Consider the following 20,967-nt stretch of genomic DNA (forward strand, 5'->3'; position numbering starts at 1 on the left):
CTTGTTAAGCGGAGGCTGCCTCCGTATCTTCCGATCAAGCGTCCGACGCATCGTGTTCGGACGGCGCTATTCGACAGCGGCCACGGCGGTGGCGCGCTGCGCGATGACTCATGTCCAAATCTGATCGGAGCCTTGTATGAACCACTCCATCAGCCTCACCGTGAACGGTGCGCGGCGCGATTTCGTCCTCGACGATCCGCGCGTCACGCTGCTCGATCTCCTGCGTGAGCGCCTTCATCTGACCGGAACCAAGAAGGGGTGCGACCGCGGCCAATGCGGCGCCTGCACCATCCTGGTCGACGGCAAGCGCATCAATTCCTGCCTCGCGCTCGCCATCAGCCATGACGGGGCCGACATCCTCACCATCGAAGGCCTCGCGCGCGGCGACCAGCTCCATCCCGTGCAGGCCGCCTTCATCGCACATGACGGCTTTCAATGCGGCTTCTGCACGCCGGGCCAGATCATGAGCGCGATCGGCATGATCAGAGAAGGCCGGGCCGGCAACGATCCCGAGCGCGTCCGCGAATGCATGAGCGGCAATCTGTGCCGCTGCGGCGCTTACGTCGGCATCGTCGATGCCGTGCTGGAAGCGCAAGGACAAATGGACGAAACCAATCAGAGGCGTTCCGCATGAAACCGTTCGATTATGTCAGGCCCGCCACGGTCACTGAAGCCGTTGTGGCCGCGGCTCAGCCGGGCGCGGTCTTTCTTGCCGCCGGCACCAATCTGCTCGACCTGATGAAGGGCGGCGTCAGCCGTCCGGACCGGCTTGTCGACGTCACGCATCTCGATGGCCTCGATCAAATCGAGACTCTCGCGGACGGGTCATTGCGCATCGGCGCGTTGGTGCGCAATGCCGAGCTCGCCCATGATGTGGACTTCGCGCGGTCCTATCCCGCCGTGGCCGAAGCGCTGCTCTCCGGAGCGTCGGCTCAATTGCGCAATGCCGCCACCGTCGGCGGCAATTTGTTGCAACGGACGCGCTGCGCGTATTTCTACGACACCGCCAGCCGCTGCAACAAGCGCGCACCTAGCTCCGGCTGCGACGCGCGCGACGGTGAGAACCGCAGCCATGCCGTGCTCGGCTGGAGCGAGAGCTGCATCGCCACGCACCCCTCCGACTTCTGCGTGCCGCTGGTCGCGCTCGATGCCATCGTCGAGATCGAGGGCAGAGACGGCCGGCGCGAAATCGCGCTCGACGAGCTGCACCGCCTGCCGGGCGATGCGCCCGAGCGCGAGTCGGTGCTCGAGCCTGGCGATCTCATCGTCGCGGTACGCCTGCCGGCCGCCGCGCGCGGCTTTGCCGCGCATGCGCGTTACCTCAAGGTCCGCGAGCGCACCTCCTATGCCTTTGCCGTCGTCTCGGCTGCGGCCGCGCTGCGGATCGAGAACGGCAGGATCGCGGAAGCACGGCTCGCGCTCGGCGGCGTCGCCGCAAAACCCTGGCGCGCTCGCGCAGCGGAAGACGTCCTCAAGGGCGTCGCGCCGACCGCCGACGCGTTCCAGCAGGCCGCATGGCGTGCGCTCGAGGGCGCAAAGCCGTCCGGCGACAACGCCTTCAAGATCGAGCTCGCGCGCCGCATCGTCGTGCGCGCGCTGACCTTGGCCGCCGCCGGCACGCCCGCGCGTATCCCCGCGCTGCCGGCTTCTCCCTTTGCCTCGACGTCCGGAGCCCTCCATGTCTGAGCTCAATTTGACCAGTGCTCCCGCCCATCTCAGGCACGGCTCGAATATCGGCCAGCCGCTGACCCGCCGTGACGGCATCCTCAAGGTGACGGGGCAGGCAAGCTATGCCGCGGACAATCATCCGCCCGGCATGCTGTTTGCCGTGATGGCCGTCTCGAGCATTGCGCGGGGCCGTGTGGTCTCGCTCGATGTCGCTGCCGCAAAACGCCATCCCGGCGTCATCGATGTCATGACGCCCGATCACAAGCCAGAGCTCGCGATCGACCCCGACCTCAAGACCAATCCGTTCGTGTTCCGGATGGAGGTGTTGCAGAGCAACGATATCCGCTACGCCAATCAGGCGATTGCGGTCGTGATCGCCGAAACGCTGGAGGCCGCGACGGAAGGCGCGGCGCAGCTGGCGCCGCGTTACCAGGTGCAGCCTGCGCTCGTCGGCCTCGATGCCGGCGAGAGCTTCGTGCCGCCGGTCGTCGGCGTCGGCAATCCCACGGAAAGCCATCGCGGCGATGTCGAAGCGGGCCTCGCCGCGGCCGACAAGCAGATCGACGCGACCTACGAGACGCCGCCGCAATATCATAACGCGATGGAGCCGCATGCGATCGTGGCGCGCTGGGAGGGTGACAAGCTCTTCCTCGACACGCCGAGCCAGGCCATGGTGATGGCTCGAGCCCGCGTTGCCGAGCTGTTTGGCCTCGCGCCGGAGAAGATTCACATCCGCAGCCCGTTCCTCGGCGGCGGCTTCGGCTCGAAGGGCTTCCTGACCGGACCGCAGATCCTCGGCGTGATGGCTGCGAAGCTGGTCGATAGGCCAGTCAAGCTTGTGCTGCGCCGCGAGCAGATGTATGGCCCAGTCGGCCACCGTGCGCCGACGCGCCAGCGCCTGCGCCTCGGCGCCGACGGCGAGGGACGCCTGACTGCGCTCGATCATCACGCGCGAACCGTGTCGAGCACCTTCGACGATTTCTACGAGCCCGCCGCCGATGCCTCGCACACGCTCTACGCGGCGCCCGCGATCCGCACCTCGCACGATGCCGTGCGCGTCAACACCGGCACGCCGTTGTTCATGCGCGCGCCGGGCGAGGCGACCGGCTCGATCGCGCTCGAGAGCGCGATCGACGAGATGGCCTGGGCCTGCGGCATGGATCCGCTTGCCTTCCGCCTGAAGAACTACGCCGAGGTCGAGCCGATGACGGGGCGGCCTTTCTCCTCCAAGGCGTTGCGGGCCTGCTACGAGCAGGGCGCCGCGCGCTTCGGCTGGGCCAAGCGTCCGCTGCAGCCGCGGCAGATGCGCGACGATGCCGGCCTTCTGGTCGGCTGGGGCATGGGCACGGCGACCTTCCCGGCGCTGATGTTCCAGGCCGAGGCGCGCGCGGCGATCCGCCGCGACGGCTCCGGCGTGATGGAGATCGGCGCGCATGACATGGGGCAGGGCGCCTGGACGGCGCTGGCGCAGATCGCGGCCGATTCCGTCGGTCTCGACATCGACCGCCTCGACTTCAGGTCCGGCACGTCCGACCTGCCCGATGCCGGCATCGCCGGCGGCTCGGCGCACACGGCAACCGCAGGCGCTGCGATCCACAGCGCCGGTGCCGCCGTGATCGGAAAGCTCGCCGATCTCGGCACCAGCGACGAGCGCTCGCCGCTGTTCGGCGCCGGCAATGCCGGCGTGATCGCGCGCGACGGCAGGCTGATCCGCCGCGACGATGAGAGCCGCAGCGAGAGCTATGCCGGGATTCTGGCGCGCGCGGGCGTTGCCGAAGTGGAGGCGCGCGGCACCGGCGCGGCGAACCCTGCGGCGATGGAGCAATATGCGATGCACGCCCACGGCGCGGTGTTCGCCGAGGTGAAGGTCGATCCCGAGCTCGGCCAGGTCCGCGTCAGTCGCATGATCGGCGCCTTCGCCGCCGGCCGCATCATCAATCCGCGCATGGTGCAGAGCCAGCTGTTCGGCGGCATGATCTGGGGCATGTCCTTTGCGCTGCACGAGGCGGCGATCACAGACCGCCGCAGCGGGCGGATCATGAATGCCAATCTCGGCGAGTACCACATCCCCGTGAACGCCGACGTGCCGCCGCTCGACGTCATCACCGTCGAGGAGCACGATCCGCACGTGAATGCGCTCGGCATCAAGGGTGTCGGCGAGATCGGCATCACCGGCAGCGCCGGCGCGGTCGCCAACGCGGTCTGGCACGCCACCGGCGTGCGCGTCCGCAACTTTCCGATCCGGATCGAGGAACTGCTGACGTAGCTCTAGCTCTTCCGAAGGCGGCCCCGGAGTGCCTAGGAGTCCGGGGCCATAACCTCAGCACCTTTGCGCGAGGCTGCTCGGCTACGGCTCCCAACATATCAAGCTGCGGTTCGCGGAAATTGCGGTGGCTCAATATCCGCTAGATCCTCGGCTCCGTACGATTGCGGAGGGACCGTCAGAACGTCGGCGGCGTGCAGGCCGAGATCACCTCGCACGGTTTGCCGCCGACGCAGCGGAAGCGATGCGGGCGGCGGCTCTCGAAATAATAGGCATCGCCGGGATTGAGGATGCGGCGCTCGTCCTCGACGGTGACCTCGAGCTTGCCCGAAATCACGATGCCGCCTTCCTCGCCGTCATGGACCAGATGCACGCGCCCGGTGTCGCTGCCGGGCTCGTAGCGCTCCTTCAGGATCTGCAGGCTGCGGCCGAACAGATTGTCGCCGACCTGCCGGTACGAGATCGGCTTCTTGCCGACTTCGGTGAGCTCCTCGGCGCGGTAGAAGATCTTGCGCCTGGACTCCGGCTCCAGCGCGAAGAACTCGGCGAGCCCCATCGGGATGCCGTCGAGGATGCGCTTGAGCGCGCCGACCGAGGGGTTCATCTGGTTGGATTCGATCAGCGAGATCGTCGAATTGGTGACGCCGGCGCGCTTGGCCAGCTCGCGCTGCGACAGCTTGTGGCGCGCCCGGATGAATCGCAGCCGTCCACCGATGTCGACGCTCATGCCCTGGTCCCGTGTTGCAGGTGTTGCGGATCGCGCAAATATGGACCGGCAGCCCCAGTCAAATCAATGGCTTGCAGGTCGCCAGAAAAGGACTTGTTGCGCCATCCAAGCCATGGCTCAGCTATGGGGTCAGCAAAGGAGCGCGGCCGTGACCGTTCATCAGATTCCGAACACCATCAAGACCGATTCGTACTGGATGCCGTTCACGGCCAACCGGCAGTTCAAGAAGTCGCCGCGCCTGTTCTCCTCGGCCGAGGGCATGTACTACACCAGCGTCGACGGCCGCCAGGTGATCGACGGCTCCGCCGGGCTCTGGTGCGTCAATGCCGGCCACGGCCGCAAGCAGATCGCCGCCGCCGTCGAGCGCCAGCTGATGACGCTGGACTTCGCGCCGTCGTTCCAGATGGGCCATCCGCTGGCATTCGACTTCGCCGAGCGGCTCGCCGAGATCGCCCCAAAGGGCGTCGACCGCGTCTTCTTCACCAATTCCGGCTCCGAGTCGGTCGACACCGCGCTGAAGATCGCGCTGGCCTATCACCGCGCCAACGGCCAGGCCAGCCGCACCCGCCTGATCGGTCGCGAGCGCGGCTATCACGGCGTCGGCTTCGGCGGCACCTCGGTCGGCGGCATGGTCGCCAACCGCCGCGCCTTCACCACCCTGCTGCCAGGCGTCGACCACATCCGCCACACCCATGATCTCACCCGCAACGCCTTCGCCAAGGACCTGCCCGAGCACGGCGCCGAGCTCGCCGACGATCTCGAGCGTCTGGTCGCCCTGCACGGCGCGGAAACGATCGCCGCCGTCATCGTCGAGCCGGTGCCGGGCTCGACCGCGGTGTTGCCGCCGCCGAAGGGATATCTGCAGCGCCTGCGCGAGATCTGCGACAAGCACGGCATCCTCCTGATCTTCGACGAGGTCATCACCGGCTTTGGCCGCCTCGGCACGCCGTTCGCCGCCAACTTCTTTGGCGTCACGCCGGACCTGATGACCACGGCCAAGGGCATCACCAACGGCACCGTGCCCTGCGGCGCCGTGTTCGCGAGCCGCAAGGTGCACGACGGCATGATGACCGGCCCGGAGAACCAGATCGAGCTGTTCCACGGCTACACCTATTCGGCGCATCCGGTCGCCTGCGCCGCGGGCATCGCGACCCTCGACATCTACAAGGACGAAGGCCTGCTCACGCGTGGTAGCTCGCTCGCCGAATACTGGCGCGATGCGCTGCATTCGCTCAAAGGCCTGCCGAACGTCGTCGACATCCGCAATTGCGGCCTGATGGGCGCGGTCGAGCTTGCGCCGCGTGGCGGCGCGGTCGGCGCGCGCGGCTACGACATGCTGGTCGAATGCTTCAACAACGGCCTCTATCTGCGCACCGGTGGCGATTCCGTCGCGATGTCGCCCCCGCTCATCGTCGAGAAGAGCCACATCGACCAGATGATCTCGATCCTCGGCGACGCCATCAAGAAGGTGGCCTGATAATTGCTCTCGCCGCTAGCGAGTTGTGTCCTTGCAGCGGCGAGCGCCGCGGGAGTTTGACGAAGCGTGAAAGTTCTGATCCTCGGCAGCGGTGTCATCGGTGTCACCTCTGCCTACTACCTCGCGCGTGCCGGCCATGAGGTGACGGTCGTCGACCGCCAGCCGGAGCCGGCACTGGAGACCTCCTTCGCCAATGCCGGCGAGGTGTCGCCCGGCTATTCCTCGCCCTGGGCCGGCCCCGGCGTGCCGGTCAAGGCGATCAAGTGGCTGTTGATGAAGCACGGCCCGCTGGTGATCCGGCCGAAGCTCGATCCGGTCATGTGGGTCTGGCTGCTCAAGATGCTGCGCAACTGCACCAGCGCGCGCTACGCAGTTAACAAGAGCCGGATGATCCCGATCGCGGAATACAGCCGCGATGCCTTGCGTGATCTGCGCCGCGACATCGGCATTCAGTATGACGAGCGCTCGCAGGGCACGCTGCAGCTGTTTCGCTACCAGGCCCAGCTCGACGGCACGGCCGAAGACATCGCCGTGCTCAAGCAATACGGCGTTCCCTTCGAAGTGCTGAACCGCGAGGGCTGCATTGCGGTCGAGCCGGCACTTGCCGGCGTGAAGGAGAAGTTCGTCGGCGGGCTCCGCCTGCCGCAGGACGAGACCGGTGACTGCCACATGTTCACGCAGGCGCTGGCGAGGCACGCCCAGGCGCTCGGCGTGCGCTTCCTGTTCAACACCTCGATCGACCGTATCGTCACCGATGGCGCGCGCGTCAGCGGTGTCGCCACCAGCGCCGGCCTGCTGCAGGCGGACGCTTACGTGCTCGCGCTCGGCAGCTGGTCGTCGCGGCTCCTGGCGCCGCTCGGTATTTCGCTGCCGGTCTATCCGGTGAAGGGCTATTCGATCACGGTGCCGATCAAGGACGCCTCCGGCGCGCCGGAATCCACCGTGATGGACGAGAGCTACAAGGTCGCGATCACCCGCCTCGGCAATCGCATCCGCGTCGGCGGCACCGCCGAAATCTCCGGCTATTCGGACAAGCTCTACGACGCACGCCGCGCCACGCTCGATCATTCGCTGACCGACCTGTTCCCGCGCGGCGGCGACCTGTCCAAGGCGACGTTCTGGAGCGGCCTGCGCCCGATGACGCCGGACGGCCCGCCCGTGATCGGCCGGACCCACTACGCCAACCTCCACCTCAACACCGGCCACGGCACGCTCGGCTGGACCATGTCGTGCGGCTCGGGCCGCGTGCTCGCCGACATGCTGTCGGGGAAGAAGCCGGACATCGACGTCAGTGCGTTGTCGGTGGAGCGGTACAAGCACCGGTTTGGCTAAGGCTCTGTCCCCTCGTCATTGCGAGGAGCCCTTGCGACGAAGCAATCCAGGCTTTCTCCGCGGTGAGACTCTGGATTGCTTCGCTGCGCTCGCAATGACGGGGATGGAGTTGTGTTCGCGGTTTGATAACAGAGCTACCCCGCCCCCGTCACGCAATTCACCCACAGCACCACGGCCTTCGCATCCTGCGCCGGATTGGAAAACCGGTGCGGCCTGCGGCTCGCGAAGCGAAAACTGTCGCCCGTCTTCAGCGACCACGTCTTACTGTCCACCGTCAGCATCATCTCGCCTTCGAGCACGAGCCCGGCCTCTTCGCCGTCGTGGGTGTAGAGCTCATCGCCGGTGGAGCCGCCCGCCTCCAGATGCACCAGAAACAGATTGAGCTTGTTGTCGCTGCTCGCGGGGCTCAGCAATTGCTTCGACACGCCGGTGCGCCACAGTTTCAATTCCGGCCGCTGCAGCCCGCGCGTTACCACCTGATCCGATGCGCCGTCGGCGCTCGGGCTCGCGCCGAACAGCGCGGCGATGCCGACGCCGAGCACGTCGGCGAGCGTCGCCAGCACCCGCAGCGACGGCGACGACAGCCCGCGCTCGATCTGGCTGAGGAAGCCGATCGACAGCTCCGTGCGCGCGGCGACCGTCTCCAGCGAGAACTGCCTGACTCGCCTGAGATCCCGGATGCGGCGGCCGACCGCGACGTCCATCGCCGGCTCGGCCGGCTTGGCAGCGGCTTTGGCTTTCACCTTGGCCGGCCTGTTCCTGGCCGGCTTTGCGGCGGCCGGTTTGCGCATTCTTTTGCCACCGCTCACGTCAAACCGCTTTCTTCATGTGCATGAAAACCGCTTGCATCACCCGCGAAAGTGTGACCAAATTTTCATATTGGTGAAAATAGGCCGAAACGGGCCGGCCCGCAACGTTTGATCGCGACATGCGCGCGCCGCCGCCGACCAGGCCCAAAAGGGGGATGCGATGAAGCGTTTTGTTCAGGCCGCAGTTGCGGCGCTCGCCATTGCCACAGCGGTGCCGGCAGCGGCGCAACAGGTGCTGAAGGTCGGCTCGACGCCGACGGGCATTCCCTTCACCTTCCTCGACACCAAGACCAACACCATCCAGGGCATCATGGTCGATCTCATCACCGAGGTCGGCAAGGATGCCGGCTTCAACGTGCAGATCGAGCCGATGGCGTTCTCGGCGCTGATCCCCTCGCTGACTTCGAGCAAGATCGACATCATTGCGGCAGCGATGTTCATCACGCCGCCGCGCAAGGAGGTCATCGACTTCTCCGACCCGATCTACAGCTACGGCGAGGGCCTAGTGGTGCCGAAGACCGACACCAAGGCTTACGCCACGCAGGAGGACCTGAAGGGCGAGACTGTCGGCGCCCAGGTCGGCACGGCCTTCGTCGACGCGCTGAAGAAGACCGGCCTGTTCTCCGACGTGAAGGCCTACGACACCATCCCGGACATCCTGCGCGACGTGAACACCGGCCGCCTCAAGGCCGGCTACGCCGACTATCCGATCCTCGCCTACAATCTGAAGCAGGGCGGCTTCCCCGAGGTGCGCCTGGTCGACGGCTACAAGCCGGTCACGGTCGGCTCGGTCGGCATCGGCGTGCGCAAGGGCGAGAGCGCACTGCTCGGCAAGATCAACGCTTCGCTGGCGAAGCTGAAAGCCAACGGCACCATCGACAAGATCCTCGATAAATGGGGCCTGAAAGCACAAGGTTGATCGATAGAAGCTGATCGAAGGCTGCCCGATGAAAGGCTTCTGGCGCGACGCCGTCGAGTTCTTCCCGATCCTGCTGAACGGCGTCGCGCTGACGATCATCGTCACGATCGGCTCGCTGTTGCTGTCGACGGTGCTCGGCCTGGTCTGGGCGATGATGCGGGTCTCCGGCATCAAAGCGCTGTCGATGCTCAGCGCCAGCCTGATCAACGTGATCCGCGGCATCCCGATCATCGTGCTGTTGTTCTACCTCTACTTCGTGATGCCCGATCTCGGCGTTACGCTCAGCGCGTGGCAGGCCGCGATCCTCGGGCTCGGCATCGCCTATTCGGCCTACCAGGCCGAAAACTTCCGCGCCGGCATCGAGGCCATCGACAAGGGCCAGATCGAGGCGGCGCAGTCGATCGGCATGGGCTGGTGGCTCACCATGCGCCGCGTGGTGCTGCCGCAGGCCGTGCGCATCGTGCTGCCGCCCTACGGCAACGTCATGATCATGATGCTGAAGGATTCCTCGCAAGCCTCGACCATCACGGTCGCCGAGCTCGCGCTGCAGGGCAAGCTGATCGCGTCCTCGACGTTCAAGAACACCAGCGTGTTCACGCTGGTCGCCCTGATGTACCTCACCATGAGCATTCCGCTGATCCTCTTGGTCCGTCACTTCGAGAAGCGGGCCGGCAAGCGATGATCGAGCTGAGCGACATCCACAAGAGCTTTGGCAAGGTCGAGGTGCTCAAGGGCATCACGGCGAGCGTCGAGAAGGGTGAAGTGGTCTGCATCATCGGCCCCTCCGGCTCCGGCAAGTCGACCATCCTGCGCTGTATCAACGGCCTCGAAAGCTACGACCGCGGCGAGATCAGCGTCGAAGGCTTGAGGGTCGATCGCGACGCGCCCTCGATCGTGAACATCCGCACCCAGGTCTCGATGGTGTTCCAGCGCTTCAACCTGTTCCCGCATCGGACAGCGCTGGAGAACGTGATCGAGGGGCCGCTCTTCGTGAAGAAGGAGCCGCGCGCCCAGGTGCTCGAGCGCGGCCGCGCGCTGCTCGCTCAGGTCGGGCTTGCGGAAAAGGCCGATGCGCATCCGCCGCAGCTCTCCGGCGGGCAGCAGCAGCGCGTCGCCATCGCGCGGGCGCTCGCCATGCAGCCCAAGGCGATCCTGTTCGACGAGCCGACCTCGGCGCTCGACCCCGAGCTGGTCGGCGACGTCCTCGGCGTCATGCGCAAGCTCGCCGACGACGGCATGACCATGGTCGTCGTCACTCACGAGATGGGCTTTGCGCGCGACGTCGCCGATCGTGTTCTGTTCATCGATGGCGGCGTCATCGTCGAGCAGGGGCCGGCGAAATCGGTGCTCAATCAACCGCAGCACGCGCGGACGCAGGACTTCCTGCGCCGCGTGCTGCATCCGCTCTGACCGGTTTCGATATGACGCGCCTGCCTCTGCCGCCCTCGCTCTATGCCGATACCGCCGTGGCGCCGGTTGCCACGCCGCCGCTCGATGTCGACAAGAGCGTCTCGGTCGCAATCGTCGGCGGCGGCTACACCGGCCTTTCCACCGCGCTGCATCTGGCCGAACAGGGCGTCGAGGCGCTGGTGCTGGAGGCGCAGGAGCCGGGCTGGGGCGCGTCCGGCAACAATGGCGGCCACACCAATCCCGGCCTGAAGCACGATCCGGATCAGATCGAAGCCGATTTCGGCACCCAACTCGGCCGCCGCATGATCGCGTTCGCCTATGGCACGACCAACTTCACGCACGATTTGATCCGCCGCTACCAGATCCCGTGCGAGGCGCGGCAGAACGGCACGTTGCGCGCGGCTTACAATGAGAGCAGCGCCGCCGCGATCGAGAAGACCGCGCAGCAATGCATCCGCCGCGGCATGCCGGTGACTTATCTGAACCGCGAGCAGCTCCGCGACATGACGGGCACCGACCGCTACATCGGCGCGATGTTGGATGCACGCGGCGGCGATCTGCATCCCCTGAGCTACGCCCGTGGTCTTGCCCGCGCTGCGATCTCTGCGGGCGCGAAGGTTCATGGCGAGACGCCGGCATTGTCGCTGCGCCGCGAGGGAACGCGCTGGCGCATCGAGACGCCGCGCGCAGTGGTTCATGCGGATAAAGTCCTGCTCGCCACCAACGGCTTCACCGACGATCTCTGGCCGGCGCTCCGCCGCACCATCGTGCCGGTGTTTTCCTCGATCGCCGCCACCGCGCCGCTGTCCGACGCGGTCGCCCGTTCGATCATGCCGACGCGCCCCGTCCTCTACGAGAGCGGCCATATCACGGTCTACTATCGCATCGATCAGCAGAACCGTCTGTTGATGGGAGGCCGCGGCCCGATGCGCTGGATCAAGTCGCCGCATGACGTCGCCTATCTCATGCGTTATGCGGAGCGACTCTGGCCGCAGCTCAAGGGCGTCGTCTGGACCCACGGCTGGAACAGCCGGCTCGCCATCACCGGGGATCATTACCCCCACGTGCACGAGCCCGCCGAGAGCGTTTTGATCTCGCTCGGCTGCAATGGCCGCGGTGTCGCGCTTTCGACTGCGATGGGCGCGCAGCTCGCCCGCCGCCTGATCGGCGGCACCAAGGCCGAGATCGACATGCCCATCACGGGCATCAAGCCGATCCCGATGCACGCGTTCTGGCCGGTCGGCGTGACCACCGCCGTGATCGCGGGCCGGGTGCGGGACCGGCTCGGCATATGAAGAAGGCGCCGCTCGGTGAGGAGCGACGCCTTGCTCGAATCTTAGATCGGCTTTAGCAGCGACCCTGCTTCCAAAGTCCGGGCGGGCACGCGTGACCGCGCCAGCCGACCTTGCGACCGTGGTACCAGCCGAACGACTTGCCATGGTGATGATGGCCCATCTTGTGGCCATGACCATGTCCATGTCCGTGCCCACCCTTCGCCAGTGCGGGGCTCGTAAATGTGAAGCCGGCCGCAATGATCAGCGAGGCGGCGAGCGCAAGTTTCTTCATGATGTCCTCCGGTGGGGGCGAGCGCATTTGTCCGTTCAGTGAACGAACGGTGGGAGAGTAAGTTCCCTGCGAATGTGGAGGAGTCGTGACGCTCGCCTGGATACGTAATTGCGCTGGCGCTCAACGCGCGCTGGCATGTCGAGCGAAGTCAAGCCTCCGCCACCGCATCGGCCCAGGGTTGGAAAATCTCGACCGCGCCGGAATTGAGCTCGCCCTCGCGCATCACGACGCTCGGACAGGCGAATTTCTGCGGCAGCGCCTGCACCCGGCTCTCTTCATAGTCGAAGCGCGCGGCCAGGGCATTGCGCACCTCCGCCGGCAGCCGCGCATCGCCGATCACCACCGCGCCTTCGCTGGCGTCGATGCGCGGCTGGTGAATGGCGGCGTCGAGGTCCATGCCGTAATCCATCGCGAAGGATACGAGCTGCATCACCGACGGCAGGATGCGGCGTCCGCCGGAGGCGCCGATTGCGAGGCGCTTGCCATCCTTCGTCTCGGCGATGACGGGCGTGTAATTGCAGAGGCAGCGCTTGCCCGGTGCGAGCGAGTTCGTGGTACCAGGCGTCGGATCGAACCACATGATGCCGTTGTTCATGGTGATGCCGGTGTGCGGTGTCACGTATCGCGAACCGAACGACGAGAGCAGCGTCTGCGTCACCGCCGCGATGTTGCCGTGACGATCGACCACCGAGAAATGCGTGGTGCAGGCCGGCGCGAGATATTCGGCGCCGAGCGAGCGCTTGCCGTCGGCATCGCCCATATCCTTGAGACGCTCGCGGAAGGCGGCCTGCAGGGCGCGCGCATATTCGACATAGGCGCCGGCATCCGGCGCGTCTGCCGGCGTCAAGCTCTGCTGCAACAGCCGTAGCGCATGCGCCATCGTCGGCCCTGCGGTGAGCTCCGGGGTCACGAACACCTTGCCTTCGCGATAGGGAATCGCCAGCGGCGCGCGCACATGGGCGCGGAATGCAGCGAGATCTTCCACCGACAGCGAGCCGCCGTCGGCCTTGATGTCGGAAGCAATGCTCCTGGCGAGATCGCCCTGATAGAAATCGCGCGCGCCCGCGTCCGCAAGATGTGACAGCGTCGCCTTCAGGGCATCCTGCGGCAGCCGCGTCTCAGCCTTGATGCCCCACGGCGCGGTCGGCGGCAGGCCGTCCTTCAGATACGCGGCCGCGCTCGCGTGGTAGCGTCTGAGATCGGCGGCCGAGCCCGCGATCGTCACCGTCGTCCACCAATCGACCAGCAGGCCTTCGCCGGCGAGCCGAGCTGCCGGCGTGACCAGATCCTTCCACGGCAATTTGGCGTAGCGGCGGTGCGCCTCTTCCATTCCGGCGACGACGCCGGGGACGGCAATCGCGCCGGGACCATGGATGTTGCGATCGTCCTTCACCCGCGGCCAAGGAAACAGGTCGGAGACGGCGCCGTCGCCGCTGAGCGGATAGTCGGCAGTGCGCAGGCTCTGCGGCGCGCACATGCCGTAGTCGATCACCTCACAGCGATTTTCCTTGGCGCGGTAGAGCACCATCGCGCCGCCGCCGCCGATGCCGCTGTTCCAGGGTTCCAGGACGTTGAGGGCAAACGTGGTCGCCACGATCGCGTCGACGCAATCGCCGCCCGCGGCCAGCACCTGCGCCCCGGCTTCGGCCGCCCGCCGCGATTGCGAGGCGACGATGCCGCCCTTGGAGGTGACGGCGGGCTTGCGGACGGTCTGGTTGAGGCTGAACTGGTGAGGCATGGTGTCGTCTTGATCTCTGGATTCAGTTGCGTCGTGCACTGAGGTTGAAAGCTCTGCGATTGGCGAAGCGCGCGGACAATGGCACATTGCCGCCAACGAGAACATCGAAAGGGAGGCGCGGCATGGCTGGTGTGAAACAGGCGCGGGATGGCGCGGTCGGGATCCTGACGCTCGACGAGCCGGCCAGCCTCAACGCGATGACGCCAGACCTGCTCGGCGCACTTGCCCTAGCCGTCGGCGAAATGACGGGGGACGAGGCCATCCGCGCGCTGGTGCTCACGGGCGCCGGGCGGGGATTTTGCTCAGGACAGAATTTGAAAGCCTCAGAGGCGCTCGGCGAGGACATCGCGGCCGGCGTGATGCGCTTCTACTGGCCGGCCTTCAAGGCCTTGCGCGAATGCCGAGTGCCTGTCGTCGTTGCCGTCAATGGCGTCGCGGCCGGCGGCGGCTTCAGTCTCGCAATGGCCGGCGACATCATCGTCGCGGCGCGGTCGGCGAGCTTCATCCAGGTGTTCAGCCGCATCGCGCTGGTGCCCGATCTCGGCTCGACCTGGCTCTTGCCGCGGCTGATCGGCCGGCAGCGCGCGCTCGAGCTGATGCTGCTCAATGAGCCGCTGACGGCGGAACGCGCCCAGGAGATCGGCCTGGTCCGGCAGGTCGTCGACGACGCCAAGTTGATGGATGAGGCGTTAGGTTTGGCGCGCCGCCTCGCCGAAGGACCGACGCGCGCTTTGGTCGCAACCCGCGCTCTGGTCGAGGAGAGCGAGCATGCGACCTATGAAGCGCAGTTCCGCCGCGGGATCGAGCTTCAGGCCACGATCCGCAAGAGCGCGGACGCCATGGAAGGCCGCAATGCGTTCGTGGAGAAGCGCAAGGCGAAGTTTACCGGGAGGTGAGGTGGGCATGCTTCTCATCCAACCGTCATGCCCGGGCTGTCCCGGGCATCCACGTCTTCCTATCCGAGCCCCCAAAACGTGGAATGGCCGGGTCAAGCCCGGCCATGACGACGATTAGTGCGATTTCTACGGCCGCGCGCTCAGCGCATGCGATCCAGCCGGCTGGCCTGGTACTTGGCGCGCCATTTCGGGCCGGGTCCGCGCATGTAGTGCAGCTCGGGGCGGTAGGGATTGGCTGCGACGCGGATCAGCGTCTGCCATCTGGTGGCGACGAAGCTGAGGGGCTGGCGCAGCAGGCTCAATGAAGCGAGCAACATGGCATCACCTCAATGCGGCTTGCCGAGCATGGCGGTGAAGGGGAGGTCGAACAGATCCTCGCCGTCGGAGCCGCTGACGTGGATCACCCAGTCGCGCCAGTCTTCGGCGCCGGGGGTCTGGATCATCGAGTTCATGATCTGAGCGGCGCGGTCGCGCGCCTCGGTCAGATTGGCGACTGCGGCGCCGTAGCGGTCGATCAGCGTGCCCTCGGTGTTGGAGCAGTGAAAATAGACCTGGACCATGGGCGCCTCCTGTAGAAAGCGATTGGGACGGCAAACCGATACCACCCCAAGCATTCGCGAAACATTCGGGTCGAGCCCGGTAAGGAAATCTACGGATATTGGTCGGACCCAAGGTCGTTACAGGTTTAATCACAGGCGGGTGATGACTGGACGGCGCCGCGGCGGCATGGAACAACGCCCGCGGGAAGGCGGCTCGGTGAACCAGTTCACATTCGCGCGCGAACGGCGAAATCTGCGCTTGCCTGCAGCGGCCGTTGTTGCAGCGGGCTTGGCTGCCGCGCTGCTCGGCTTCGCCCCGGCCTCGTCCGAGCCGGTCAGGAAGAGCGGCTATGTGATCGGCACCGAAGCCTGCGGCAGCGGCGATCTCGCCTTTCCCAGGATCCAGATCGACATGAAGGCGGGATTTTGCGCCGGCCTCGTTGCCGACGAAGAGGATCGCCTCAAATTTCCGCGCTCGATCGTCCAGGTGCCCGGCCGCGACCTTTTGGTGGTCGCCGACATGGGCGGCTGGGGCCACACCGACGGGCGGCTGCTGCTGCTCGATCCGCGTGGCCCGCAGGGGCAACGCTTCAAGGAGCTGCTGACGGGGATAGAATACCCGTTCGCTCTCGTCATCGGCCCGGACAAAAAGCTTTATGCCTCGACCGCGGAGACGATCTTCCGGTTCGACCCGCTCGCGGACAATCCACGCAGCACGGTCGAGACCATCATCCGCCACTTGCCCGGCCGTCGGATCACGCTGCCCGATGGCACGAGGACCGATGAGAGCGCGCATCCGCTCAAGCAGTTCGTGTTCGACCGGAACGGCCGGCTGTTCGTCAATGTCGGCTCGCACAGCGACGATTGCATCACGCCTGCGCCGATCACAAGACCCTGTGCGGCGGCCGAGGGCGTGTCCGCGCTGGCATCGATCTGGCTGTTCACGCCGCCCGCAGGCGGCGTCTTCCCGGCATTGAAACCTGGCGATCCCGACCCGCCGCACATTGTCTATGCGCGCGGCCTGCGCAACTCGATGGCGCTGGTGCTGCACCCGAAATTTCCGGACGCTGGCTACGCCTTCCTGCAAGGCGAGAACGCCCGCGACCTGCCCGACATCTTCAAGCCGAACGAGGAGATCAACGCGATCGAGCAGGGCAGGCACTACGGCTGGCCCTATTGCTACGATTTGTCGACGCCGAGCCCGGAATTCAGGCTAGTGCTGCAATCAGGCACGTACAAGTCGTTCTGCTCGGCCAATGTGCTCTACAAGGCGCCGTTGTCACTGCTGCCGCCACACGGGGCGCCGCTCGCGATGTTGTATTACCACGGCGCGAAATTCCCCGAGCTGGAAGGCAAGCTCTTGGTTGGCCTGCACGGCTATCGGCCGACCGGCAGCCGGCTGCTGGTCTATGACGTCGACGATCACGGCTTTCCAAAGCCCAGCGCGGCACCGGTGCGCTATCACGTCAGTTGCGCGGCCGAGCCGACCCGCAGTTTCCGGACCGACGCCGGCGAGGTCGCCGCCGCGCCGTTCGAAGAGCTGATCGCCGGCTGGCACCGCGTCAACGGCGCGCGGCCGCAAGGTGCGCCGGTCGGCATGACGGTGACGGAGGACGGCGCGATCTGGCTGGTCGAGGACAAGAACAGGACCGTGATCCGGATCGATCGCGCGGCCGGCGAGCGACCTCAACCGCTCCCCTGCGATACGCGCAGCCAGGCGATGATCGACCAGCTCGCAGCCTTCGTCGCCAGGGACGCGCAGAACAGCGTTCGCCTCACCATCTTGCGCAAGGGCCTTGTCGAGAAACATTGCGTCGGCTGCCATTCGGATTTCGGCCTGAGCGCGGGGCAATCGGATGCGGAGAAGGACAGGGCGGTGCTGCACTTCATGCTGGCGCAGGACGGCTGGATCTACCCTGGCGATCCCGACGCCGGCAGGCTGCGGACGCGCCTGCGCGGCCTAGGCGCCGAGAAGCTGATGCCGCCGGGCGGCGAGAGCCTGCCGAAGCTAGAACCCGGTTACACGCGCCTGCTCGATACCGCGGACCTGTTCGTCGCCAAAATGGTTCCGGGCACGCGGATGCGGATCAAGCCGGGCCCGCCGCAGCGGAAGTTTTTCAGCAAGGCCAACAAGGAATGCGGCGAAATACCGGCCGGAAAGGTCGTCGTGGTGACACAAAGGAACGCTGTAGACAGACCCGGCTTCAGCCGATTCTTCCGGCCAGCCGATCCCTATCTGAACGGCGAGTGCACCGACGGCGATGGCTATTACATCCGGCAGGAACTTCTGGTGCCTGTGCAGTAGCATCCTGCTCACGACGCTGCCGGCCGCTGCCGAAACAAAACTGTTCGAAAGCGCACAGGTGACGCCCGCCAGCGAATACACCTTCGGCATCGAAGGGCCGGCCGCCGATCTCGACGGCAATCTGTTCGTCGTCAATCTCGGCAAGCCCGGCACCATCGGCAAATTGCCCGCTGGTGGCGCCGCCTCGGAGCTGTTCACGACGCTCCCCGAAGGCAGCGTCGGCAACGCGATCCGTTTCGATCGCAGCGGCACCATGTTCATCGCCGACTACAAGAAGCACAACATCTTCGCCATCCCCAAGGGTGCGACCAAGCCCGCGGTGTGGTTTCACTCCGGCGAGATGAGCCAGCCCAACGACATCACGATCGCGCCGGACGGCACGATCTATGCGAGCGATCCGAACTGGAAGGGGCGCGAAGGCCACATCTGGCGCATCGCCAGGGGAGCGGACGGTACGGTGCGGGGGCAGGTGATGTCGACGCCGCGCGCCATGGGCACCACCAACGGCATCGACCTCAGCCCTGACGGCAAGACGCTCTATGTCGGCGAATCCAGCAGCGGCCAGATCTGGTCCTATGCGATCAGCGGCAACGAGCTGACGGCTGCAAAACTCGTCAAGGCGTTTCAGCCCGACACCATCGACGGCCTGCGCACCGACGTTGCCGGCCGCCTCTACGTCGCGCGCATTCTCAAGGGCACGATCGCGCTGATGAAGCCGACCGGCGCTGTCGAGCGCGAGATCCCGCTGAAGGCCAAGGAGCCGACCAACATTGCCTTCGGCGGCAGCGACGGCAAGACCGTCTTCGTCACCCAGCGCCAGGGTGGCTTCATCGAGTCCTTCCGCACCGACCAGCAGGGCCGCGAGCACTGCCTCCAGCGTGGGGGTTGCTGAGCTTCGCAAGCGCTCTGCTTTCCGCGCAGGGCAGCGCGACGATGGACGGCATTCTTCTTGCTTGCATCCGGCGGCCGTGGCGATCAAGACTCTGCGGCACGTCCAGTAGCAGGCGACCACGGAGTGTTTGAGTGAAAGCCGTCCATACCGAGCTGCACCGCAGCCACGACCCGCAATTCTTCTTGGTGCGTGGTGTCGTCAAGCGCACCACAGAGCAGCCCGAGCGCGCCGATCGCCTGCTCAGGGGATTGAAGGACGGCAGGCATCAACTGGTCGAACCAACCAAGTTCGGGCCCGGTCCGCGCGCACGCGTTCACAGTCCGGAATACCTGTCGTTCCTCAGCGAAGCCTGGGACGCCTGGACGGCGCTCGGCGATTCCGGCCCGGAGATGATCGGCAATGTCCATCCCGTGCGCCATGCCGCGACCTATCCGACCCACATCGTCGGTAAGCTCGGCTGGCACACCGCCGACACCGCAGCGCCGATCGGTCCGGGCACGTGGGCCGCGGCCTGCGCCGCCACCGACGTTGCGGTCACTGCTGCGCAGATGGTGATGGACGGCGAGGACGCGGTCTACGCGCTCTGCCGCCCGCCCGGCCATCACGCCTATCGCGATATGGCCGGCGGCTTCTGCTTCCTCAACAACAGCGCGATCGCGGCGGCGCATCTGCGGCAGAAGCACGAGCGCGTCGTGATCCTGGACGTCGATGTCCATCACGGCAACGGCACGCAAGGCATCTTTTATGCCCGGCCCGACGTCTACACGATCTCGATCCATGCCGACCCCGTTGCGTATTATCCGTACGTATGGGGCTATGCGCATGAGCGCGGCGAAGGACCCGGCCTCGGCACCAACCTCAACATTCCCCTTCCCATCGGCACCGGCGATGACGGCTATCTCCAGGCGCTGGACATCGCGCGCAAGGCGATCGAATCCTTTGCACCCGGCGCCCTCGTCATCGCACTCGGCCTCGATGCCTCCGAGCACGATCCGCTCAAGGGATTGGCCGTCACCACACCCGGCTTCCGCCGCATCGGCCAGGCCATCGCGAAGCTGGGCCTGCCGACCGTGCTCGTGCAGGAAGGCGGCTATCTCTCGGACATTCTCGGCGCCAACCTGACCTCTGTGCTGGCAGGATTCGAAGAAGCGCGGTGAGATCGCTTCGCCTCTCCGCTTGCCCGCCTCACTCAGCCGCTTCGCGGAGGGGCCAGGCATGGCGGCTGATGGGAAGGCCGCCGTCGGTGCGGGAGCCGTCGGCGATCGCGAGGCGATGCGCGGGCGATGGCGAGCACAGCGAGAAGCGCCAGGCGTCCGGATCGTCGACGATGTCGGGCTTGAAGCTGATCTCGATGGCCTCGCGTGACACCTGCATGGCGAAGGCGTCGAGCGGCAGATTCAGCCCGAAGCCCCTGGCTTTCAGATAGGCCTCCTTGAGCGTCCAATAGTCGAAGAAGCGCTCGATCGCCGCCGGCTCCGGCAGTCCGCGCAAGGCTTCGACCTCTTCCGGCGCAAAGAAGCGAAGCGCGGTGGACAGCGGCGCGACGCGCCGCGACACGGTTTCGACGTCGACCCCGACGGCCTCATGCCGCGACACCACGCAGGCGACGCAGCCGTCGGCATGCGACAGGCTGAAATGCAGCGCGGTCGAGGTGGCCGGTGCTGCGACGAACGGCCGGCCATAGCGGCCCGCGCCAAACGACCAGTCGGTGGGCGCGACGTTGGAAGCGACCTGTGACAGCGCCAGGCGCAACATCGCATGCGCGAAGATGTATTGCCGCCGATGCCGCTCGAACACGAAGCGATCGGCCCGGGCCCGCTCGTCGACCGAGAGCAGGCGTCGGCACGCCTCGGCCGCGCCCGGCACGTCAATGGTCTCGATCAGTCCGACAAAGAGTTCGATTCTGTCGTCTGCCATCAATTGGGCCCATGGCGTCGGGCGAGGCCAAATCCCTCGGTCTCGACGGAAGAAACAACTGCGCAAGAATCAGCCGAGAGGACCGTACCTAGCGGTCCACCCGGGCGAATTCTTGTCGATTTGCAGGCCGGTTTACAGGCGCAAGCTTGTGCGAGCCCCCAAACTCGACACGCAAGCGGCCGCTCTGCGAAGATTCGTACGGCCGTCCCCGACCGACGAGTTTACTTCTTCTTGGACTTCTTCTTCTTGGACCCGCGCAGAGCCTTAAGGCTGGCGTCGACATCCTTCAGTGCGAGCTGGAGTTTTTGCTTCTCGAAATTGAGCAGGTCTTGCAGCGCCTTGCGGTCCTCCGCGCTGAGCGAGGTCTTCTTGGTAAATTTGATGAAACCCATAACACTCCCCCGGTTGAAAATGATCATCCCAAATCAAAATCCGAGAATAATCTTGCGCGACGACGCCAAATAATCAAGCTGCAACTTGATCATTCACAGCTTTGGGGCGTGAACCCG

At 66.0% G+C, this 20,967-nt stretch carries 22 protein-coding genes; 14 read left to right on the forward strand and 8 right to left on the reverse strand.

Annotation, left to right across the window (positions count from 1 at the left end; translation table 11 throughout):
- Positions 1-136: 136 nt before the first annotated feature.
- Genes I6F12_RS30000 through I6F12_RS30010 form a run of 3 tightly spaced genes read left to right on the forward strand, consistent with a single transcriptional unit; the run spans position 137 to position 3,934 of the window.
- Positions 137-634: a (2Fe-2S)-binding protein gene (locus I6F12_RS30000; RefSeq protein WP_225157859.1), complete on the forward strand. Its 498-nt coding sequence runs from the start codon at positions 137-139 to the stop codon at positions 632-634.
- On the forward strand, positions 631-1,686 hold the full coding sequence (locus I6F12_RS30005) for a xanthine dehydrogenase family protein subunit M (RefSeq protein WP_225157860.1): 1,056 nt from the start codon (positions 631-633) through the stop codon (positions 1,684-1,686). The genes I6F12_RS30000 and I6F12_RS30005 overlap by 4 nt, the downstream gene beginning before the upstream one ends.
- The gene (locus I6F12_RS30010) at positions 1,679-3,934 is read left to right on the forward strand and encodes a xanthine dehydrogenase family protein molybdopterin-binding subunit (protein ID WP_225157861.1); all 2,256 of its coding nucleotides are present in this window, start codon (positions 1,679-1,681) and stop codon (positions 3,932-3,934) included. The genes I6F12_RS30005 and I6F12_RS30010 overlap by 8 nt, the downstream gene beginning before the upstream one ends.
- A 175-nt stretch (positions 3,935-4,109) precedes the next feature.
- On the opposite strand, the gene I6F12_RS30015 is transcribed toward I6F12_RS30010, so the two are convergent.
- Positions 4,110-4,658 carry a cupin domain-containing protein gene (locus I6F12_RS30015; RefSeq protein ID WP_018646206.1) on the reverse strand — a complete coding sequence of 183 codons (549 nt, stop codon included), beginning with the start codon at positions 4,656-4,658 and terminating at the stop codon, positions 4,110-4,112.
- 148 nt (positions 4,659-4,806) lie between these two features.
- On the opposite strand from I6F12_RS30015, the gene I6F12_RS30020 reads away from it, so the two are divergent.
- Both I6F12_RS30020 and I6F12_RS30025 read left to right on the forward strand, forming a co-directional pair.
- Positions 4,807-6,135 (forward strand): aspartate aminotransferase family protein, encoded by a 1,329-nt coding sequence (locus I6F12_RS30020; RefSeq protein ID WP_225157862.1) that lies wholly within the window; start codon positions 4,807-4,809, stop codon positions 6,133-6,135.
- Positions 6,136-6,201: 66 nt separating this feature from the next.
- The gene (locus tag I6F12_RS30025) at positions 6,202-7,467 is read left to right on the forward strand and encodes a D-amino acid dehydrogenase (RefSeq protein WP_036011809.1); all 1,266 of its coding nucleotides are present in this window, start codon (positions 6,202-6,204) and stop codon (positions 7,465-7,467) included.
- 134 nt (positions 7,468-7,601) lie between these two features.
- Here the strand turns inward: I6F12_RS30025 and I6F12_RS30030 are convergent, their stop codons facing one another.
- Positions 7,602-8,258 carry an XRE family transcriptional regulator gene (locus I6F12_RS30030; RefSeq protein ID WP_036026786.1) on the reverse strand — a complete coding sequence of 219 codons (657 nt, stop codon included), beginning with the start codon at positions 8,256-8,258 and terminating at the stop codon, positions 7,602-7,604.
- On the opposite strand from I6F12_RS30030, the gene I6F12_RS30035 reads away from it, so the two are divergent.
- From I6F12_RS30035 to I6F12_RS30055, 5 genes are read left to right on the forward strand one after another with little or no spacing between them, the layout of a single operon-like run.
- Positions 8,146-8,388 (forward strand): hypothetical protein, encoded by a 243-nt coding sequence (locus tag I6F12_RS30035; RefSeq protein WP_162130851.1) that lies wholly within the window; start codon positions 8,146-8,148, stop codon positions 8,386-8,388. The genes I6F12_RS30030 and I6F12_RS30035 overlap by 113 nt on opposite strands.
- Before the next feature lie 48 nt (positions 8,389-8,436).
- Entirely contained in the window at positions 8,437-9,195 is a 759-nt protein-coding gene (locus tag I6F12_RS30040) for an ABC transporter substrate-binding protein (RefSeq protein ID WP_225157863.1), read from the forward strand.
- Positions 9,196-9,223: 28 nt separating this feature from the next.
- Positions 9,224-9,877, forward strand: coding sequence for an amino acid ABC transporter permease (locus tag I6F12_RS30045; RefSeq protein ID WP_225157864.1), 654 nt, complete (start codon positions 9,224-9,226; stop codon positions 9,875-9,877).
- The gene (locus I6F12_RS30050) at positions 9,874-10,605 is read left to right on the forward strand and encodes an amino acid ABC transporter ATP-binding protein (protein WP_225157865.1); all 732 of its coding nucleotides are present in this window, start codon (positions 9,874-9,876) and stop codon (positions 10,603-10,605) included. The genes I6F12_RS30045 and I6F12_RS30050 overlap by 4 nt, the downstream gene beginning before the upstream one ends.
- 11 nt (positions 10,606-10,616) lie before the next feature.
- The gene (locus I6F12_RS30055) at positions 10,617-11,900 is read left to right on the forward strand and encodes an FAD-binding oxidoreductase (protein WP_225157866.1); all 1,284 of its coding nucleotides are present in this window, start codon (positions 10,617-10,619) and stop codon (positions 11,898-11,900) included.
- A 52-nt stretch (positions 11,901-11,952) separates the two neighbouring features.
- On the opposite strand, the gene I6F12_RS30060 is transcribed toward I6F12_RS30055, so the two are convergent.
- Together I6F12_RS30060 and I6F12_RS30065 are read right to left on the reverse strand one after the other, a co-directional pair.
- Positions 11,953-12,171: a hypothetical protein gene (locus I6F12_RS30060; protein ID WP_081494583.1), complete on the reverse strand. Its 219-nt coding sequence runs from the start codon at positions 12,169-12,171 to the stop codon at positions 11,953-11,955.
- A 148-nt stretch (positions 12,172-12,319) separates the two neighbouring features.
- Entirely contained in the window at positions 12,320-13,909 is a 1,590-nt protein-coding gene (locus I6F12_RS30065) for a gamma-glutamyltransferase (RefSeq protein WP_225157867.1), read from the reverse strand.
- Between the two features lie 122 nt (positions 13,910-14,031).
- Here I6F12_RS30065 and I6F12_RS30070 point away from each other — a divergent pair, with 122 nt between their 5' ends.
- Positions 14,032-14,805 carry an enoyl-CoA hydratase-related protein gene (locus tag I6F12_RS30070; protein WP_225157868.1) on the forward strand — a complete coding sequence of 258 codons (774 nt, stop codon included), beginning with the start codon at positions 14,032-14,034 and terminating at the stop codon, positions 14,803-14,805.
- A gap of 140 nt (positions 14,806-14,945) precedes the next feature.
- Here the strand turns inward: I6F12_RS30070 and I6F12_RS30075 are convergent, their stop codons facing one another.
- Both I6F12_RS30075 and I6F12_RS30080 read right to left on the reverse strand, forming a co-directional pair.
- Positions 14,946-15,122, reverse strand: a complete 177-nt coding sequence (locus tag I6F12_RS30075; protein WP_172788150.1) for a hypothetical protein — start codon at positions 15,120-15,122, stop codon at positions 14,946-14,948.
- A gap of 9 nt (positions 15,123-15,131) precedes the next feature.
- Positions 15,132-15,365, reverse strand: a complete 234-nt coding sequence (locus tag I6F12_RS30080) for a hypothetical protein (protein ID WP_036011788.1) — start codon at positions 15,363-15,365, stop codon at positions 15,132-15,134.
- Positions 15,366-15,561: 196 nt separating this feature from the next.
- Between I6F12_RS30080 and I6F12_RS30085 the strand changes: the two genes are divergently transcribed.
- The 3 genes from I6F12_RS30085 to I6F12_RS30095 all read left to right on the forward strand — a co-directional run bounded on the left by I6F12_RS30085 (position 15,562) and on the right by I6F12_RS30095 (position 19,698).
- Complete coding sequence (locus I6F12_RS30085; protein WP_225157954.1) at positions 15,562-17,649, forward strand: PQQ-dependent sugar dehydrogenase; 2,088 nt, start codon at positions 15,562-15,564, stop codon at positions 17,647-17,649.
- The gene (locus tag I6F12_RS30090; RefSeq protein ID WP_225128753.1) at positions 17,606-18,541 is read left to right on the forward strand and encodes an SMP-30/gluconolactonase/LRE family protein; all 936 of its coding nucleotides are present in this window, start codon (positions 17,606-17,608) and stop codon (positions 18,539-18,541) included. The genes I6F12_RS30085 and I6F12_RS30090 overlap by 44 nt, the downstream gene beginning before the upstream one ends.
- A gap of 131 nt (positions 18,542-18,672) precedes the next feature.
- Positions 18,673-19,698, forward strand: a complete 1,026-nt coding sequence (locus tag I6F12_RS30095) for a histone deacetylase family protein (protein WP_036011774.1) — start codon at positions 18,673-18,675, stop codon at positions 19,696-19,698.
- A 28-nt stretch (positions 19,699-19,726) separates the two neighbouring features.
- Here the strand turns inward: I6F12_RS30095 and I6F12_RS30100 are convergent, their stop codons facing one another.
- Together I6F12_RS30100 and I6F12_RS30105 are read right to left on the reverse strand one after the other, a co-directional pair.
- Positions 19,727-20,458, reverse strand: a complete 732-nt coding sequence (locus I6F12_RS30100; protein WP_225157869.1) for a 4'-phosphopantetheinyl transferase superfamily protein — start codon at positions 20,456-20,458, stop codon at positions 19,727-19,729.
- A 221-nt stretch (positions 20,459-20,679) separates the two neighbouring features.
- Positions 20,680-20,850, reverse strand: coding sequence for a hypothetical protein (locus I6F12_RS30105; protein ID WP_167361674.1), 171 nt, complete (start codon positions 20,848-20,850; stop codon positions 20,680-20,682).
- Positions 20,851-20,967: the final 117 nt, after the last annotated feature.

Origin of the sequence: Bradyrhizobium sp. IC4059, assembly GCF_020193615.1 — a bacterium.
Taxonomy (GTDB): domain Bacteria; phylum Pseudomonadota; class Alphaproteobacteria; order Rhizobiales; family Xanthobacteraceae; genus Bradyrhizobium; species Bradyrhizobium yuanmingense.